The following is a 16729-nucleotide window of genomic DNA, read 5'->3' on the forward strand; positions in this document are numbered from 1 at the left end:
GGGCGTGATGCATCACGTCAAGTTGCCCGCGAAACCTGATCCATGCATCACGTAAGGAATGCCCGCGAAAACGAGGTCAACTGGCGGTCTTGTTCTGGATGCGGATGCCGGATCTGACCTCGGGTAGGGCGGTGGGGATGGCGGCGAGGTAGAGGTGTTCGGTCTTGTTCTTGGCGAGTCTGAGCAGGGCGGCTTGTAGATCGGCGATCTGGCGTGCGATCGCGGCGGGGTTCAGGGTGTCGCGGTAGGCAAGCAGCTCCGATTCTTGGGCTGGCGAGAGGACCCCGGCTGCCAGCAGCCGGTCCAGTGGGGTCATGGGCTCGTCGTAGAGGCGGCGGCGCTGGCCGTCGCGGCCAGCGCCGTAGCCGATGGGTTTGATGGCTCTTCGTAATTCAGAGTGCATTGACAAGTTGGTGGAGTGCTCCGCTGTGTAGTAGTGAGCGCCAACGGTAGTGGGTGAGGTTGCGGAATCCGAGGGCGTTGCGGCGCAATGCTTCCAGGCGGCCGTTGATGGCCTCGGTGGGTCCGTTGGAGACGTGGTGGTCGAAGAAGGCCAGGATGTCGGCGCGGCGGCGCGATAGCGTGCGGCCGAGTTGGGCGATCTCCTCCAATCCGGCGGGTACGCCGCGCCGACTTCCAGGCGGCCGTTGATGGCCTCGGTGGGTCCGTTGGAGACGTGGTGGTCGAAGAAGGCCAGGATGTCGGCGCGGCGGCGCGATAGCGTGCGGCCGAGTTGGGCGATCTCCTCCAATCCGGCGGGTACGCCGCGCCGTATCGACTCGATCAGCCTGGTCATTGCCTTCTTGCCGTGACGTCGGTTCGGGTCGGCGTAGGCGGCGATGATCTTCTGATAGATCAGCCAGGCGACCTTGACGGCGAGATGGTCGTCGCCGTCGAGCACCTCGGTCAGCCGGGTGTATTGGCGTGGGGAGAGCAGCTGCAGGCGGGTTCGGGCGATGCGCCGGATCCCATAGAGCGGGTCACCGGTGTGTCCGCGCCGACCCAGGGTCTGCTGCTGGATGCGTTGGCGGATCAGGTCGAGCTTGGTCCCGGCCAAAGCCACAACGTGGAAGGGGTCCATCACGGTGACCGCGTCCGGGATGACCTCGGTGGCGGCGGTCTTGTAGCCGGCGAACCCGTCCATCGCAATGACCTCCACGGCCCGGGCAAAGTCGGTGGGTTGGGCGGCCAACCACGTGGCCAGTGCGGTCGCTGAGCGTCCTTCGACCAGGTCGAGCAGGCGTGCCGGGCCGGTCTGGTCGTGGGTAGGCGTGAGGTCGATGATCAGCGTGACGAACCCCTCTGTGCCGCGACGCCGAGGCGCCCAGCGATGCTCATCGACACCGATCACCGTCACCCCGGCCAGCCGATCCGGCCCGGTTGTGGCGATCAGGCCGGCGGTCGCACGCATCGCGATGGAGCTGACAGTATGCCAGGACACCCCGAGTTCGGCGGCGATCGCCGAAATGGTGGTGCGGTCGATCATCAACCGCCGCAATACATACCGGGCACAGCGCCGCGTCGTCGATGAGCGCGGGGCCGCCAACTTGCCCAGATCCTGGTTGAACACTGCCCGCCCACACGCTGGCGTTGTGCAGCGGTAGCGAGGTAGGGCACCCTGCAGCACCAGCGGGTAGCCGGCCACCGGCAGATCCGTCAACGGCCGAGTCACAGTGTCGCGGTAGCGGCCCTCCCGGCCGCAGTCCGGACACCTGGCGTCACAGGCCACCGGCCTGCAGAAGATCGTCGTCGTCTTCTCGTCGACCGCGGCGTCGGTGATCGTCACCCCCAACTCGATGGTGCGCATGATCGTGTCGGCAACAACAGACGGCGGGCAGGCAGTAGCCTCAGGCAAGGGTCACCTCGGTGGTGTTGGTGAAGCGGCGTGTAGGAACCTGAATCGTCACCCACCGAGGCCCCACCTCAGCTCAACGACACGAACCCCCACCGCGGATATCCGCCAACCACTGCTGCACGCTCATTTCCGCAGAGCCGGTTTGATGGTGGGCGTCAGGTAGTTGAGCCGGTCGTTGACCAGCCTCCAGAGCCGGTTGAGCACCGCACGTTCCTCGTCGGTGTCATAGCGGTAGTAGAACCCATACTTGCGGACGAGGTGGTTGTTCTTGGACTCGATTGTGGCCTGATCGTTCTTCTTGTACGGCCGCGACCTGGTGAAGAAGATCTCCATCTGCGCAGCCCACTTGATGACGGCCTTGTTGAGGAATTCGGTTCCGTTGTCGAAGTCCAAACCGGTTACCTCGTAAGGTATTTCATGGACACCGGCTTTGAGGGCGCCGAGGATGTGAGTGTGGGCGTTGTTGCGTTCGGTGCGGGTGAAGACCCAACCGATATGCATATCGGTGAGGTTGACGGTCCGGGCGAACTCGCCTTTGAGGGTTGGACCGCAGTGCGCGACGGTGTCGCCTTCGAAGAACCCCGGAGATCCCTCGACCTCGTCGGTTGCCTTGCGGATCTTGATCGAAGACCGCAGCAACGGGGAGGCCTTGGTGGTCGATTTCCCCTTGATCTGGTCGCGCGCCTTGACCGCACGCAGGTAGCGGTCGATCGTCGCGCTGCTCATCGCCAACAGCTCGGCACGCACCTGCGGGCTGTAGCGGTCCACACCTGCGCGTCCGGCCGGGTTTCCAGCAGGCGAGGTACGACGCGGCGACCAATAAACCCGGTACCGCCGGTAACGACATAGCGCATGCAAGCCATCGTGGCGGGTCACACCGCGCACGTCAACCATGCTGTCCAGGCATCAGCCGGCGAAGTTGCGGATGCCGTCCCAGTCCACCAGCGTCCAGCCGGTCATCGGGTTTCCGGTGATCACCACGCGGCCGACGTTGGGCAGCGGATGACTGGTCGCCAGGCTGTCCTTGGCGTTCTTCGTGTTCATCAGCGTCCAGTACTCGATGGCGTACAGATGCGAGAACACCACCGGTTGGTTGTGGCCGCTGTTGTAGATCTTCTGCACGGCCGCGGTGAACCAGTCGTTGAACTCCTTGCCGGTGATCGACCCGGGGATGCGGTCTCCGACGTCGCCGTTGAGCCAGTCCGCCGGTACGTCGAGGGGGCCATCGAGACGGGCTTGCCCTCGTACCAGCCGGCGTTGATCTCTTGGATGCCTTGCAGCACCTCGACTTGCTTGCCGAGTTCGGCGGCCAACGGCGCGGCGGTCTGTTGCGTTCGCACCATGGTGGAGGCGTAGACGGCGTCGTACTTGTTGTGGGCGAGTTGGTGCGCGACCTGTTCGGCCTGCCCCTTGCCCTCCGGGGTCAGGCCCGGGCCCGGCACGTCGGTGTCGATGACGCCGCTGGCGTTGGTCTCGGACTCCGCGTGCCGGACGAACGTCACGGTGATGCTGTGGGCCTGCGGTGACCCGCCGCAGGCGCCGACGATTACCGTTGCGGCCAGCACGGCTACCGCTTTTGAGGCCTTCCTGATCAAGCTGGGATTGCGCATGGCGATAGCCTGCCCCGCCGACGGTGCCGGTGGGAAGGGTTTGCGATGGTTGGGTGGCAGAAAAGCTTGAAGGGAGACTCGTATGGCGATTGACCCGAGTGCCGTCGGTGCGACGACGGAGCCGATGCTGTTCGAATGGACGGACCGGGAGACGCTGCTCTACGCGCTCGGTGTCGGCGCCGGAACTGACGACCTATCGTTCACCACCGAAAACAGCCACGACATCACCCAGCAGGTGCTGCCCACCTATGCGGTGATCTGCTGCCCGGCGTTCGGTGCGGCGGGCAAGATCGGAAAGTTCAACTGGGCCATGCTTTTACACGGGTCGCAGGGCATCCGGCTGCACGCACCGCTGCCGCCGGCGGGCAAGCTGTCCGTGGTCTCCGAGGTCGCGGACATCCAGGACAAGGGCGAGGGCAAGAACGCGATCATCGTGCTGCGCGGCCGCGGCACCGACCCCGACTCGGGGGAGCTGATCGCCGAGACACTCACCACGTTGGTCATCCGGGGCGAGGGCGGGTTCGGGGGAGTGCCGGGTCAGCGGCCGATCGCGCCGGAGTTTCCCGACCGCGAGCCCGATGCCCGGATCGCGCTGCCCACCCGTGCGGACCAGGCGCTGATCTATCGGCTCTCCGGTGACCGCAACCCGCTGCACAGCGACCCGTGGTTCGCCAGGGACATGGCCGGTTTCCCGAAGCCGATCCTGCACGGGCTGTGCACCTACGGGGTGTCGGGCCGCGCGCTGGTCGCCGAGCTGGGCAAGGGCGTGGCCGCCAACGTCACGTCGATAGCGGCGCGATTCACCTCGCCGGTGTTTCCAGGGGAGACGCTGACCACGCTGATCTGGCGGACGGAACCGGGCAAGGCGGTGTTTCGGACGGAGGCTTGTGGCGCCGAAAGCGCGAACGCGCGGATCGTGTTGGACGACGGCGCGGTGGAGTACGCGGAGGCCTAGCCGATGGCTTAGAACCCGGTACGTCGCCCCGGCGCGCAGGCGTTCACTGGTGCGCCTGGCCTGCCGTCCAGCCATGACCTGTCCCGCATTCGGCGGGCTTCGGGGGGATCGCTCGGGCGCTAAGCTAAACAGCTATGTGCTACAGTTAGCACATGTCTACGGTGGGCGTTCGTGAGCTGCGGCAGCGGGCCAGCGAACTCCTCCGTCGGGTCGAGGCCGGCGAGACGATCGAGATCACCGACCGTGGTCGGCCTATCGCCCTTCTCTCGCCGATGCCGGAGGGCGGTCCGTACCAGCAGATGCTGGCAAGCGGCGGGATCGAACGTGCGACGCTTGACTTTGATGACCTTCCCGAGCCGGTCCGACTCAAAACGGGTATCGAGCTGCCGTCCGTGACGCTTGCGCGCCTGCGTGAGCACGAGCGTTGATGGCGGCCATCTACCTGGACTCGTCCGCAATCGTCAAGCTTGCAGTTCGTGAGCCAGAGTCGGATGCGCTGCGTCGCTACCTTCGCACCCGGCTGCCGCGGGTGTCGAGTGCCCTTGCGCGGACGGAGGTCATGCGGGCTCTGCTCCACAAGGGTGAATCAGCCCGAAGAGCCGGACGCCGGGCGCTCGCGAGCCTAGACCTACTACGCATCGACAACCGATTGCTCGATCTTGCTGGTGGGCTGCTGCCAATCGAGCTACGCACCCTCGATGCAATTCACCTGGCGACTGCCCAGCGGCTCGGCATGGATCTTGGCCGGTTGTGCACTTACGACGACCGCATGCGCGACGCCGCCGAGGCGCTCGGCATGGCAGTGATTGCCCCGTCTTGATCGGCTACCTAGGGTGGCGCGTGAGGCGGCCAACGCTTCATGTCCCGGCATGTCGCGCCAACCTCGTGCCACCGCCGAATGGGGACACCGTCGTGCTGGATCACTCGAATGTTGGCACCCTGAGCGCCGTTAGAACCGTTGCCGTCGCTAATTTACGCGGGCGTCACTTAACCGCTGTGCCAACCTTTCGGTGAACTCGGCGGCGCGCGCGGGACTGTCCAACGCAAACAGCGCGGCGGTGGCGCGGTCGCCGTCTTCGCTGTGTCGCACCAGGATCGGGATACCATCATCGCGGACCGCGTCGAACGCGTCCTCGTCGGTGATGTCGTCGCCGAGATAGATGGGCACCAGCGGACGCGCGTCGGCCTCGCGCAGGTGATCGATCACCCAGCGAAGCGTCTTTCCCTTGTCCCAGTCCATGTCCGGACGCAGCTCGATGACTTCGCGACCCGTCGTCACCCGAAGTCCGTCCCGCCGGCCCGCCGCGCGCACCGCCGCGGCAACCTCGCCCACGCGGTCCCGCGCGGCGTTGCGGTAGTGGACCGCAACGCCAAATCGCTTGTGCTCCATCATAACTCCGGGGATCGAGTCGAGCCGGTCGCGCAGCTCGGCGGCGGCCTGTTCGAGCACCGGTGTGGCCGCCGCCGCGGCGTCGTTCTGGTGGTGTGTGCCGTCGGGTGCGGTCAGCTCGAAACCGTGGCTGCCGGCATACCAGATCCCGGGCACACCGAGGCGCTGTGACACGTCGGCGAGGTCGCGGCCGGACAGAACCGCGACCGGGCATTGCGCGGCCAGCTTCCGCAGCGCCTCGACCGCGGCGGCGACGGGCCGGGCCGCGGCGGGATCGTCGACGATGTCCGACAGCGTGCCGTCGAAGTCGAAGAACATATGGCCGGCCTCCGGTCGGTGAGGGCACCGAGGGCCTGCACAGCATCGGGTAGCTGGGACATCCGGTGGTCCCCGGTGCGCACGGCGACCTCATCCAGATCGCCGACCACGGCGTCGGCGCCGACGCGCCGCAGGGCGTCACTTTGCCCTGTTCGGTCGAGGCCGATGACCAACGCGAATCCGCCGTCGCGCGCGGCCTGGACGCAAGCCGCGTTGTCGGTAAGGACGGCGCATCGCCCCGGGCGGACCGACAGCTTGTCTGCTGCCTCACTCAGGGTGTCGCGGACGTTACCGTTCGACGCGAAGACGCCGGTGTCGACGCCGGCTTCGCGCAATCGCCGGGTCAGCGCCTGGGTGCGGTCCAACGCGGTGTCGAACAGCACCGCGTCATGGCGGCGCGGGTCGATGGTGACCGGCATTGACCAACCTTCTCACGGTGTTCAACGCCGGTGAGAGCGGGTCAGTGACGTGCCGGCGTGGGTGCCGACGGTCGCGGCCGCTGCGCCTGGCCCGGAAACGCGCGCGCCGCGCGCGTGCGCCGGCGGTCCTTGCTGAACAGCAACACCGAATCCTGGCTGAGCGCCACCATCCGTGCCATGCCCAGCTCGATACCGGCTGCCAGCTGCTTGACGTCGGCCGTGGCGTCGTATTCGGCGGTGATGCCCGAATACCAATTCGTCGCCGTAGCTGAGCATCGCGACCCCGGTGCTCAGCTGCAAGGCGATCGGGGGGATCGGCAGCAGGCGCTCCATCGTCTGGCCCATCAGCCGCAGCTGATGGCGAGGCCCGGGCGCGTGGTTCGCCAGCGTTACGAGGCCGCGCTGCGGGAGCCTGGGTAACAGTTGTATGAGGTTGCCGCGCAGCATAGTTGGCAGACAATTGATCGCAGACTCCACGATACCGGGCGGAGATTTGTCGGCGTGCTGCGCTTTCCACCGGCTGTGCACGGTCCGCAATTGCTGGACCGGGTCGTCATGCTCGACGGGCAGGTATGGCAGTAGTGCCGAACGTACCGGCATCGGCACCAGGGTGCGCAGCGAGTCCGCCCGCGGTTCTTCGCCGCGGCGTAGCAGAACCCTTCGGAAGCCCTCGGTGATGGCCGCCAGCGCGACATCGTTGACGGTCACACCGAATTTGCGGCACACGCACTCGACGTCGGCAATCGGGACGCGCACCGTGCTGTAGCGCCGCAGGACCGGGTCGACCGAGGGCCGTGCCGTCGGCCAGATCGCCCCGACGAAGTTGCCGGCGAGTGCCCCAGCCCACTCCAGGGGCCAGCCGCGCTTCGAGGCCTGCGGCGGCGAATCATGTTTGTCGCCAACACCGTTCGCGAATGCATCGTGGTCGGCGTCGTCGCAAAGCCGGGTGAGCAGGTGGGCGGCTGAGTTCCCGTCGGCCAAGCCGTGGTGGATCTTCATCAAGATTGCCCACCGGCCGCCTTTCAGGCCCTCGATCACCCAGCACTCCCACGGCGGACGGTCCAGGTCGAGGGGACGCTCCAGGGCGTGGGCGATCGCGCCGGACAGCTGGGCGTCGTCGCCCGGGCGCGGAATCGCCACCCAGCGCACATGATGGGCCAGGTCGAATCCGGGACAGTCGATCCACTCGAAGCTCTGCGTCCGCAGCACCTGTGTGCAGCGCGGTATCGACTGAATCCGTTCCGCCAGCAGCTGTTTCAGCAGTGCGTAATCGGGGACGCCACCATCGACGATGGCGACCGCGCCGATCACCAGGCTGGCGTACTGATCGGGATCTTGAGCTCTCAGGTACGCCGTATCCAGTGTTATCGCTTGCGCCATGCGCAGTCCCCGCCCCTCGTTTCTCGCACTTGTACCAGTATTTGCGCGGGACCTCCGGGGCGGTAGGCCAGGAGCGTTAAGAATGTGTTTAGACCCGTTAAACAGCTCGCCTAAGTCGAACATACTTATTGCTTATCTGCTTAAGTGGACTCGTTTGCTTAAAAAAATTCGTCAAAAGTACTGCCGGGCAGTGGTTTAGCAGTTGCTCGCAGAGTTTGCTCTTGGCCTTCGGCGGCGCCGATGAGGTCGGCTAGTGGGTGGGGATCGGTGTTGACGCTTTGTTGCAGGAGTCGGTAGAAGAGCATTCCGCGGGCTTTTGACCTGCGGCGATTGAATCTGAAGGTGAACTCGTCGAGGTAGTACTGCAGGTGCTCGCGTTCCACGCGGGTGTAGCGGCCATGACAGGAGCGATCGTCGGCGCCCGCGACGGCGTTGAATCCATCCCTGCTCGCTGGCTCGAAGCACTCGAAGACGGCGACCGCGGACGCACCCACGTGAAGCAGCTCGCCGCGCTTCTGCTCAGGTAGCGCGCTCTGCGCCCTACCCCCCCGCTCACCTAGGTGCGTGGGTCGGTATCCACGAGTTGTTGGTGTGTCACGCTGATGGCGACGTGGATGGTCGGGAAAACTGTGTCCATGGATTTGATGACGGCCCAGGATCAGCTGTTTGAGACCGAGTCCGCGCGGCCTCGCTCGTCATCGTCACCGGGCGAGGTTTCGGTGGACAAGACGTTTCGGGCCTATGACCAGGATCAGTCGTTTTTGATGCCGCCGTCGTTGCGGGATTGGTTGCCTGACGATCATCTGGCGTTGTTTGTGTCCGAGTTGGTCGATGAGGTGCTTGATCTGGCAGTGTTTTTCGCCTCCTACAGCGAGGCCCGGGGCTTTCCGCCGTATCACCCGCGGCTGATGCTCAAGCTGCTGCTCTACGGGTACACCAGCGGGGTTCGTTCATCTCGCAAGATCGAAGCCCGTTGCCATGACGATGTGGCGTTTCGGTACCTGGCCGCCAACACCGCACCGGACTTTCGCTCCATCGCCCGCTTTCGGCGCCGTCACCTCGCCGCGCTGGAAGCCCTGTTCCTGCAGGCGCTGACCCTGTGCCAGCAGGCGGGCATGGTCACGATGGGCCGGGTGGCCCTCGATGGCACCAAGGTCAAGGCCAATGCCTCCCGTCACAAGGCGATGAGCTATGACCGGATGTGCGAGGCGGAGCCGGCCCTGCAAACCCAGGTCGAGCAGATCATGCGGGAGGCCGAACGCGTCGATATCGACGAGGACCAGGCCCACGGCCCGGACAATCGTGGCGGTGACCTGCAGGGCGAATTGGCCCGCCGTGAGAGCCGGCTGGCCAAGATCCGCAAGGCCAAGGCCGACCTGGAACAACACGCCAAAGACCAGGCCGCGGACAAGGCCCGGGCAAGGGCGCAAAACGCCGGCCATGATGACGACGCGGCCGCGCGGGCCGCCGAGCAGGCAGCACAGTGCGCGACCGTCAAGCCCAAGGCGCAGCGCAACTTCACCGACCCTGACGCCCAGATCATGAAGACCGCCGACGGCAGCTTCCACTACTGTTACAACGCGCAGGCCGTCGTCGATGAAGAACATCAGGTGATCGTTGCGACCGACTTCGCCGAATCCGGCGCCGACAACCCCGCATTCGGCGAGCTGCTCGCCCAGACCATCACCAACACCGCGACCACACCGCGTCAGACGCTCGCCGACGCCGGCTACTTCAGTGAGAACAACATCGACGCCGCCCACAAGGCGGGCACCGATCCGCTGATCGCGACCGGCCGGCTCGCCCACGGCGAGCAGGTTCCCGACGCGCCACGGGGACGGACACCGAAAAATGCGACACCAAAGGCGCGGATGGCCCGCAAACTTCGCACCAAGAAGGGCAAGGCCGCATATTCGCGGCGCAAGGTGATCGTCGAGCCGGTGTTCGGGCAGATGAAGACCACCCAGGGGGCGAGTCGACTCCTGCTCCGCGGCCACCATCACGCCCGCGCCGAATGGCGCCTGCTCGCCGCCTGCCACAACCTGCGAACCCTCCTACTACAACATTGCAGCGCAGGCTGCGGCCGGCTGAAAGGGTCGTGCGCAGCGAGTTACGGCCACCGATCCGCCATCCCGCGGAATGCGGCCCGCCCGATCACACCACCAGGCCAACAAAACGCCGCCCGATGCCCTCCGTCCAGGACAAATCCACCTGCCGACCCGACAAATCCGTTACCGACCCACGCACCTAGCCGGGGGCAGCAGGAATCAAGATCACTACAAGTCAAGTCCCCACGGAATCAGGGGAACCCCTTCACCCGAGCTGCACGGCGTATTGACGGCAGAGCACCTACGATTGGCCGCTGATCAGCCCGCACCCTACTTTCCCGTGCTGGTGACCGGTGCCGCCGCCTCGGCTCCACCGGCGGCAAGCTCACCCTGGTCCGCAGCACCCACTGTCTTTGACAGGCGAGCACCCAGCCGCTGAAATGCGTCCACCGAGAATGGCTGCATCATACGGCGGTTGACACCAGGGGCGATACGGAGCATGAAATAGCCCAGCCAGGCCTCGGTGCGCACCGGCACGACCGCCAAATCAAACCGTACCGCACGTACGACGGCACGAGCTACGAGGTCCGAGCTCATCGGCGAGACCCTAAACTTCTCGCTAAATTCCTGGAGCTTCTTCGTGAACTGCTTTCCTTGTTCGATCAGGTTCTGATCGACGCCGACTACGATCGCGCGATCAGCGATGTTGGTGTTGATCACACCCGGGCACACGGCGCTGACGCCGATGCCTCTCGGTCCGAGTTCGAGCCGCAAGCACTCGGTCAGCATCTTCACGCCCGCCTTGGACACCGAGTACGGCGCCATCACCGGCGTGGGTGTGAACGCCGCCGCTGACGCGATGTTGACGATGTGGCCACCGCCGCGCTCAACCATCTGGGCGCCGAACACACGACATCCGTGGACGACACCCATTAGGTTCACACCGAGTTGGCGGTCCCAATCCGAGGGACTCAGCTGCAAAAAGTGGCCGCCCACCAAGATACCTGCGTTGTTGACCAATACATCGGTGTAACCGTGATCGGCTAACACATCGCGACCGAACACCGCCCAGGCGTCGGGGTCGGTGACGTCCAACTGCGCCGCCGACGCGCCGAGGCCGTAACCGCGGATCATCGCGGTGGTCGCTTGTGCCGCATCCAGATCGATGTCGGAGACCACGACGTGGGCGCCGAGCTTAGCGAACCTGATCGCTGTCGCCCGGCCAATGCCGCTTCCAGCCCCGGTGACCACCACCAGGCGCGGTCGCAATCGGTTGAACTTCACAGGCTCTCCTTCGTCATGGCCGCGGCTGCGTCCAGAACCGCAACGCCCCTGCTGTATCGGTAGACATCAAGGTTGTAATAGCGGTTCTGCCAGTACATTTCGCCGTGCGTCGACGGCCGAAACGGTGAATCGCCCTGGTTATTAATGTAGTAGGTGTTCGAACCCGCACACGCCGGAGTGAACAGGAAGTTATTCTGTTGGCGCTTCAGGCATTTCCGAAAATACTCGTCGTGGGCTTCCTGACGAATCTCGCAGACCGTTGCACCGCGGCGCTTCGCTTCGGCTATGGCGCGGCTCAGGTGAGCCGATGTCGCTTCGATCATCCACAAGTACGAGCCGAGCACGAATCCGTAGGGCCCGGTGATTGAGAACATGTTCGGAAATCCGGGAACCGAAACACCCTGGTACGACTGGTATCTCTGCTCACTCCAGAACCGCCCGAGATCGACGCCGCCCCGCCCGATGACGGGGAAGGGAGGCACCGCGCCCGCCTCCCACAGCTTGAACCCGGTCGCGCAGATCAACACGTCGATCTCGTGCTCCACGCCGTCCGCCGTCCGTACCCCCTTCTTGGTAATGCACTCGATCGCATCGGTGACCAGGCTGACGTCGTCGCGGTTGAAGGTACGCAAGTAGTCGTTTGACATCGACGGGCGCTTGCAGCCTAACCCGTAGCGTGGGATCAGCTTCTCCCGAACGACCGGGTCATCGATCTGGCGGCGCATCCAGCGGCGGGTAGGAACCTCAAGCATCCGGCGGCTCGCGTTCGTCAGCCACTGTGGACCGACCCACATCCCGGCCATGCCGACCTCGGTTGCGACGGTTCCCACCAGGCGGATACCCGAACGGATTCGCTTACGCCCCAGAACCCACCGGATGGCGGACGTGACCTCCTTGTCAGGTTTTGGGAACACCCATATCGGTGTTCGTTGGAAGACTGTCAAATGTTCGACTTCGTCGACAATGGCCGGGACGACCTGCAGCGCCGTTGCGCCAGTGCCGATGACCGCGACGCGCTTGCCCGCCAGCGCCACGTCATGGTCCCAGAGTGCGGTGTGCATGAGCACACCCCCGAACTCGTCGAGACCCGGGATATCAGGCATCTTCGGGCGTTCGAGGCCACCGACCGCCATGACTACATTTCGGCCGGTAATCTCCTGATCGGCGTCGGTAGTCAATCGCCATAGGCTATTGCGCTCATCGAGCACCGCCGAGGTGATCGTAGTGTTCAGCCGCAACTTTTGAGCTAGGCCGTACTTGTCCACAAGGTCGCTGGCGTAATCGCGAAGCTCGTAACCCGGAGCGAAGATCCGCGACCAATCACCACGCTGCTCGTAGGAAAAGCTGTAGACAAACGAGGGAATATCCACCGCCACACCCGGATAAGTGTTCGCATGCCAGGTGCCGCCCACCTGATCCCACTTGTCGACAATCACGAAGTCGTGAATGCCTCTGCGTTGCAAGGAGATACCAGCACCGATACCGCCGAATCCAGCGCCGACGATCACGACTTCATGGTCTGGAGTGACACGCTCGACAGTCGGTAACTGCTCGATGTCGATCGTTGTACTCAACTTGAACTCATGGCCTTCCTGCTACTTGAGATGACCGACAAGGGCACCGTCGTCGCCGAACAGCTCCTGCCGCCACTGCTGCACCAGCGCGGTCGTGTCGATGTCGTCGGGATGGAAGCCCGGCTTTAGGTACATGCGCAGATCGGCCATCAGCCCCTGCACCAACGGGTCCCGGAACACCGCACGCGTTTGACGCGCCACTTTGATCGGGCGCCATCCCCGCGGATCGGCCAAAATAGACAACAGCACCCCGATCGACACCACCGGGATCGTCAGGATGTACAGCACCGCCATCACCCCGATCCGGAGCCACTCCGGCCCATCGACGGCCCGGTAGACGTCGAACGCCACCGACTTATGTTCCAGCTCTTCCACCGCGTGCCAGTTGAGCAGGTTTCGCACCTCGGGATCGCCAGGAATCTTTTGTATCTCTTCGCCCAGCATGCGCTCAGCCAGTGTCGCGGTGTAGTGCTCGGCCGCCGCCGTGACCGCCAGGGGTACCCGCGCTGGCAGCAGGTTCTCAATTCGCACGATCAACCGGCTCCCGGCGGCTGTCATGCGGGAACATAAACAGCCGGACAATCGGGTAGCCCATCTCGATGAGCTTCTCGTTGAGCCGGCGGTGTTCCTGGCCGTGCACCGACTCCTGGCCAAATGAATCCGGCCACCCGCTTCATCAGTACCGGATCGGTCATCTGATCGGCAAAGCGCCGAACCGACCGGATAAACAACTCCTCACCTGGCGGAAACACGCCGGACAGCAACGCCACAAGGTGGCTGAACACGATATTGCCCTCAACGAAATGGTGGTCCATCGGCTCGGGATCGCCGAACCAAAACCGAATCCGCCGAGCCTTAGGATACGTACTCTCGGCTACTTTTTCGGCTGCTGTTCCGCTTTTCGCAGCCATTGCCTGACTAGCTACCATGGCAATCCCTTTTGTTGTGGATGTTCGCAATCACTTCAGGTAGCCGACGAGTTCTCCGTCGGTGCCGAAGAGTTCCTCTTGCCAGTGCTCCAACAACGCGTTCGTGTCGATGTCGTCAGGATGGAATCCCGGTCGCAGATATTTCGTAAGGTCTGGGATCAAACCCCGGAAGATGGGGCCACGGTACAGCCGATAGGCCTCCCGTATCACCCGTAGCGGCTGACGACGCCCATCCGGGTCGTGCGCCAGCGAGTAAACCAATGTGACGGCTATGAGGAGAAGCAGGGTCGGAATCATCACGGCCATCACACTCCTGCGCATCCGCTCCGTACCTCCCGCCACCGTGCGGAAGACATCGAATGCGACCGATTTGTGCTCAAGTTCCTCCACGGCATGCCAGTTCAGCACGTTCCACACCTGCAACTCGCCCGGAATCGCCTGGATTTCCTCTTCGCCCAGCGTGCGCTCAGCAAGTACGGCGGTGAAGTGTTCTGCAGCTGCTGTTACCGCCAGGGGTAGCCGCGCAGGCAGCCGCTCCTCCAGTCGCTTGACCCAGTCGTTAAACTTCTTCGAATCCCACCAAGCGATCGGGTAACCCATGTCGATGAGTTTCTCGTTCAGCAGGCGGTGTTGCTGTCCGTGGACCGATTCCTGGCCGATGAAGCCCGCCACCCGTTTCTTCAACGTGGGATCGGTGACCTGACCGGAAAATAGACCCAGGTGACCGGACGCGGCGGAGCCACCCGGCGCAGCCGGGTGTTCTTTCTCGCAGTTGTCGGGTTGTGTTGTGGGAGTTGGCCGGTGTCAGGCGACGGGTTCGAGGGTGACGCGATAGCCCAGGGCTGCGAGCTGCGCGACGTGGTTACGGGTCCGGCGTTCGGTGTTGATGCGGGTCGCGTGGTAGTCGGCACCGAGATCGTGGAAACGGGCCGTGGGGTCGTGCAGCAGGTTCCAGATGATGACCAGGATGGATCGGGCAACAGCGACGAGGGCCTTGAGCTTGCCGCGGCGTTTGACGATGCGCCGATAGCGTTCACCGAGGAAGGTGTTGGTCTTGGCAGCGGCTGTCGCGGCTTCGCCGAGAGCACCTTTCAGATATGGGTTGCCTTTGCCCGCCTTGCCCGAACGTTGCACCGGACCGGACTGGATGGTGCGTGGACACAGTTTTGCCCACGACACCAGGTGTCCGGCCGTGGGGAACCGGCTCATGTCGAGCCCGATCTCGGCGAGAATGATCTGCGCGTTCACCGGGCCGACGCCGGGAATCTCATCGAGTCGGTCGATCGTGGTCAACTCGCCGGCTTTGCGCGAAGCGGGGTTTGCTCCGCCGGTGGCGTCCCCACCGTTGACAGGTTCGGGCTCCATTGCAGCCAACAGTTGGTCGATGCGGGTGGTGAGCCTGCCGATCTTGGCGTCCAGCGCGTCGATCTGATCGAGCAGCATCTGGGCAAGTTCGGCGTGGTGATCGTCGAATCTGCCGGTCAGCGCCTCGACCAGAGCGGCTTGCTTGGGTCTCATCTTGCCGCGCGCCAGCCCGGCCAGCCGGCGCGGGTCCCGCTCGCCAGCGATCAGCGCCTTGAGCATGTCGCGCACCGACAGGGTGTCCAGAGTCGAGGCCACCGACGACACCTTGATCAGCGCGTCCTCGAGCAGCTTCTCGATCCGTTGCCAGTACCGGGAACGTTCGCGAGTCATATCGATCCGTAACCGGGTGTAGTCGCGTAACTCGCGGATCGGCGCCGGCGGCACGAAACTTGGCCGCAGCAGACCTTTCTCGGTGAGCTTGGCTAGCCAGACCGCGTCGAGTTTGTCGGTTTTGGGCCGACCGGGCACGTTCTTCACGTCGCGGGCGTTGACCAGCTGCACGTCGAGCCCGGCCGCCTCCAGCAGGTAGTACCAGATCCGCCAGTAATCCGACGTGGACTCCACAGTGACCTTCTCAATCCGCTCGTCAACGAGGTAGTCGGTCAACTCACCGACTGCGCCGGACGTGGCGGCCACGTCCCACACTTTGCTGACCCGCCTGCCCGCGCGGCTGCCCACACGCACGCACACCTTGCCCGAGGCCTTGGCTACATCGATCGCGCACACACGCTCGATCACCAACTCATGCTCGGTGTCAGCAATCTCCTCCGGCTGCTGCTGCTTCAACTCGCTTGCCCTCCATCAACATCGACGCTCTCAACAAGGCGGGCCGCCCGGGGGCCTCGGTTCAGGGAATCGAAATTCTGACCGGCGTGCTCGAAGCAACAGTGCGTGACCCTTCCAGGTCGGGCCCCGGCACCAGGCTCATCAACAGGCTCACAAAACCCAAGTTAACGTCGGCGTCGGCAGGCAACCCGACCCCCATTTTCACGCCTGCGAGGCGTCACCCGAAGGGAAACAGGGGGCTCATCTGAGAATCGACGCACCGACCGAATAAACAACTCCTCCCCTGACGGGAACGCACCCGATAGGTTCGCCACGAAGTGGCTGAACACGATGTCGTCGTTGACGAAGTACTTGCCGTGTGTGCCGCCGTCGCCGCCAAACGGAAAGCTTATCCGTCGGGTCCTCGGATAACGGGATCCAGCGCTCGCTGCGGTCACCGACTTTGCCTCTTGCCTTGCGTGGTCACTCGCCATGAATGCTAGCCCCTTCCTTGAACGTGTGACGTGTAGTTCCAGGTACCAATAGTACTAGGTGTTGGAACCACGCTACTGCGGATCCACGAGGTCGGCAAGCATCCGGCAAGCATCACGAAAAGTGCCCGCGAAACGCCCTCGGTGCATCACGTAAGAATGCCCGCGAAACGGTGATCCCCGCCAGGCATGGAGAGTGGGCTGTCGATGTCGTCTCGTGCCGAGATCACCGCGAAGTTCGCCAAGGCGTATGTGAAGGCGTCGAAGGCGAATAAGGGGCAGATTCTGGATCAGGTGGTGGAGGTCACCGGCTGGTCGCGTGACAATGCTCGGCGCCGGTTGACGG

At 64.2% G+C, this 16729-nt stretch carries 8 protein-coding genes and 10 pseudogenes; 4 read left to right on the plus strand and 14 right to left on the minus strand.

Going from position 1 to position 16729, the window contains the following annotated elements; all coding sequences use genetic code 11:
* Positions 1-392 precede the first annotated feature (392 nt).
* The 5 genes and pseudogenes from U8D42_RS00080 to U8D42_RS00095 form a co-directional block, all read right to left on the minus strand.
* Positions 393-626 (minus strand): annotated as a pseudogene (locus U8D42_RS00080) (transposase); the annotation flags it as partial.
* A 65-nt stretch (positions 627-691) separates the two neighbouring features.
* Positions 692-1807, minus strand: a pseudogene (locus tag U8D42_RS00085) (ISL3 family transposase); the annotation flags it as partial.
* Positions 1808-1978: 171 nt separating this feature from the next.
* Positions 1979-2623 carry an integrase catalytic domain-containing protein gene (locus U8D42_RS00090; protein ID WP_019731991.1) on the minus strand — a complete coding sequence of 215 codons (645 nt, stop codon included), beginning with the start codon at positions 2621-2623 and terminating at the stop codon, positions 1979-1981.
* Positions 2602-2709: pseudogene (locus U8D42_RS29295) on the minus strand (NAD-dependent epimerase/dehydratase family protein); the annotation flags it as partial. The pseudogene U8D42_RS29295 and the gene U8D42_RS00090, both read right to left, overlap by 22 nt.
* Before the next feature lie 52 nt (positions 2710-2761).
* Positions 2762-3465: pseudogene (locus U8D42_RS00095) on the minus strand (histidine phosphatase family protein).
* Between the two features lie 82 nt (positions 3466-3547).
* Here U8D42_RS00095 and U8D42_RS00100 point away from each other — a divergent pair.
* The 3 genes from U8D42_RS00100 (at position 3548) to U8D42_RS00110 (ending at position 5240) form a co-directional block, all read left to right on the plus strand.
* Positions 3548-4420 (plus strand): MaoC/PaaZ C-terminal domain-containing protein, encoded by an 873-nt coding sequence (locus U8D42_RS00100; protein ID WP_007168405.1) that lies wholly within the window; start codon positions 3548-3550, stop codon positions 4418-4420.
* Positions 4421-4572: 152 nt separating this feature from the next.
* Positions 4573-4848 carry a type II toxin-antitoxin system Phd/YefM family antitoxin gene (locus U8D42_RS00105; RefSeq protein WP_007168406.1) on the plus strand — a complete coding sequence of 92 codons (276 nt, stop codon included), beginning with the start codon at positions 4573-4575 and terminating at the stop codon, positions 4846-4848.
* Positions 4848-5240 (plus strand): type II toxin-antitoxin system VapC family toxin, encoded by a 393-nt coding sequence (locus U8D42_RS00110; RefSeq protein ID WP_007168407.1) that lies wholly within the window; start codon positions 4848-4850, stop codon positions 5238-5240. The genes U8D42_RS00105 and U8D42_RS00110 overlap by 1 nt, the downstream gene beginning before the upstream one ends.
* A gap of 147 nt (positions 5241-5387) precedes the next feature.
* On the opposite strand, the pseudogene otsB reads toward U8D42_RS00110, so the two are convergent.
* The 3 pseudogenes from otsB to U8D42_RS00125 all read right to left on the minus strand — a co-directional run.
* Positions 5388-6547, minus strand: a pseudogene (gene otsB, locus U8D42_RS00115) (trehalose-phosphatase).
* Between the two features lie 41 nt (positions 6548-6588).
* Positions 6589-7927: pseudogene (locus tag U8D42_RS00120) on the minus strand (wax ester/triacylglycerol synthase domain-containing protein).
* A gap of 158 nt (positions 7928-8085) precedes the next feature.
* Positions 8086-8313 (minus strand): annotated as a pseudogene (locus U8D42_RS00125) (IS1595 family transposase); the annotation flags it as partial.
* A gap of 333 nt (positions 8314-8646) precedes the next feature.
* On the opposite strand from U8D42_RS00125, the pseudogene U8D42_RS00130 reads away from it, so the two are divergent.
* A pseudogene (locus tag U8D42_RS00130) lies at positions 8647-10005 on the plus strand (IS1182 family transposase); the annotation flags it as partial.
* 300 nt (positions 10006-10305) lie between these two features.
* On the opposite strand, the gene U8D42_RS00135 reads toward U8D42_RS00130, so the two are convergent.
* The 6 genes and pseudogenes from U8D42_RS00135 to U8D42_RS00160 form a co-directional block, all read right to left on the minus strand.
* Complete coding sequence (locus U8D42_RS00135; RefSeq protein WP_007168413.1) at positions 10306-11259, minus strand: SDR family NAD(P)-dependent oxidoreductase; 954 nt, start codon at positions 11257-11259, stop codon at positions 10306-10308.
* The gene (locus U8D42_RS00140) at positions 11256-12833 is read right to left on the minus strand and encodes a flavin-containing monooxygenase (RefSeq protein ID WP_007168414.1); all 1578 of its coding nucleotides are present in this window, start codon (positions 12831-12833) and stop codon (positions 11256-11258) included. The genes U8D42_RS00135 and U8D42_RS00140 overlap by 4 nt, the downstream gene beginning before the upstream one ends.
* 21 nt (positions 12834-12854) lie before the next feature.
* Positions 12855-13744, minus strand: a pseudogene (locus U8D42_RS00145) (metal-dependent hydrolase).
* Between the two features lie 48 nt (positions 13745-13792).
* Positions 13793-14446, minus strand: a complete 654-nt coding sequence (locus U8D42_RS00150) for a metal-dependent hydrolase (protein ID WP_230487606.1) — start codon at positions 14444-14446, stop codon at positions 13793-13795.
* Between the two features lie 120 nt (positions 14447-14566).
* Positions 14567-15913: an IS110 family transposase gene (locus U8D42_RS00155; RefSeq protein WP_007168418.1), complete on the minus strand. Its 1347-nt coding sequence runs from the start codon at positions 15911-15913 to the stop codon at positions 14567-14569.
* A 239-nt stretch (positions 15914-16152) separates the two neighbouring features.
* Positions 16153-16386: pseudogene (locus U8D42_RS00160) on the minus strand (metal-dependent hydrolase); the annotation flags it as partial.
* Between the last annotated feature and the right edge of the window lie 343 nt (positions 16387-16729).

The sequence above is a fragment of the Mycobacterium europaeum genome, from assembly GCF_034555895.2.
GTDB lineage: Bacteria > Actinomycetota > Actinomycetes > Mycobacteriales > Mycobacteriaceae > Mycobacterium > Mycobacterium europaeum.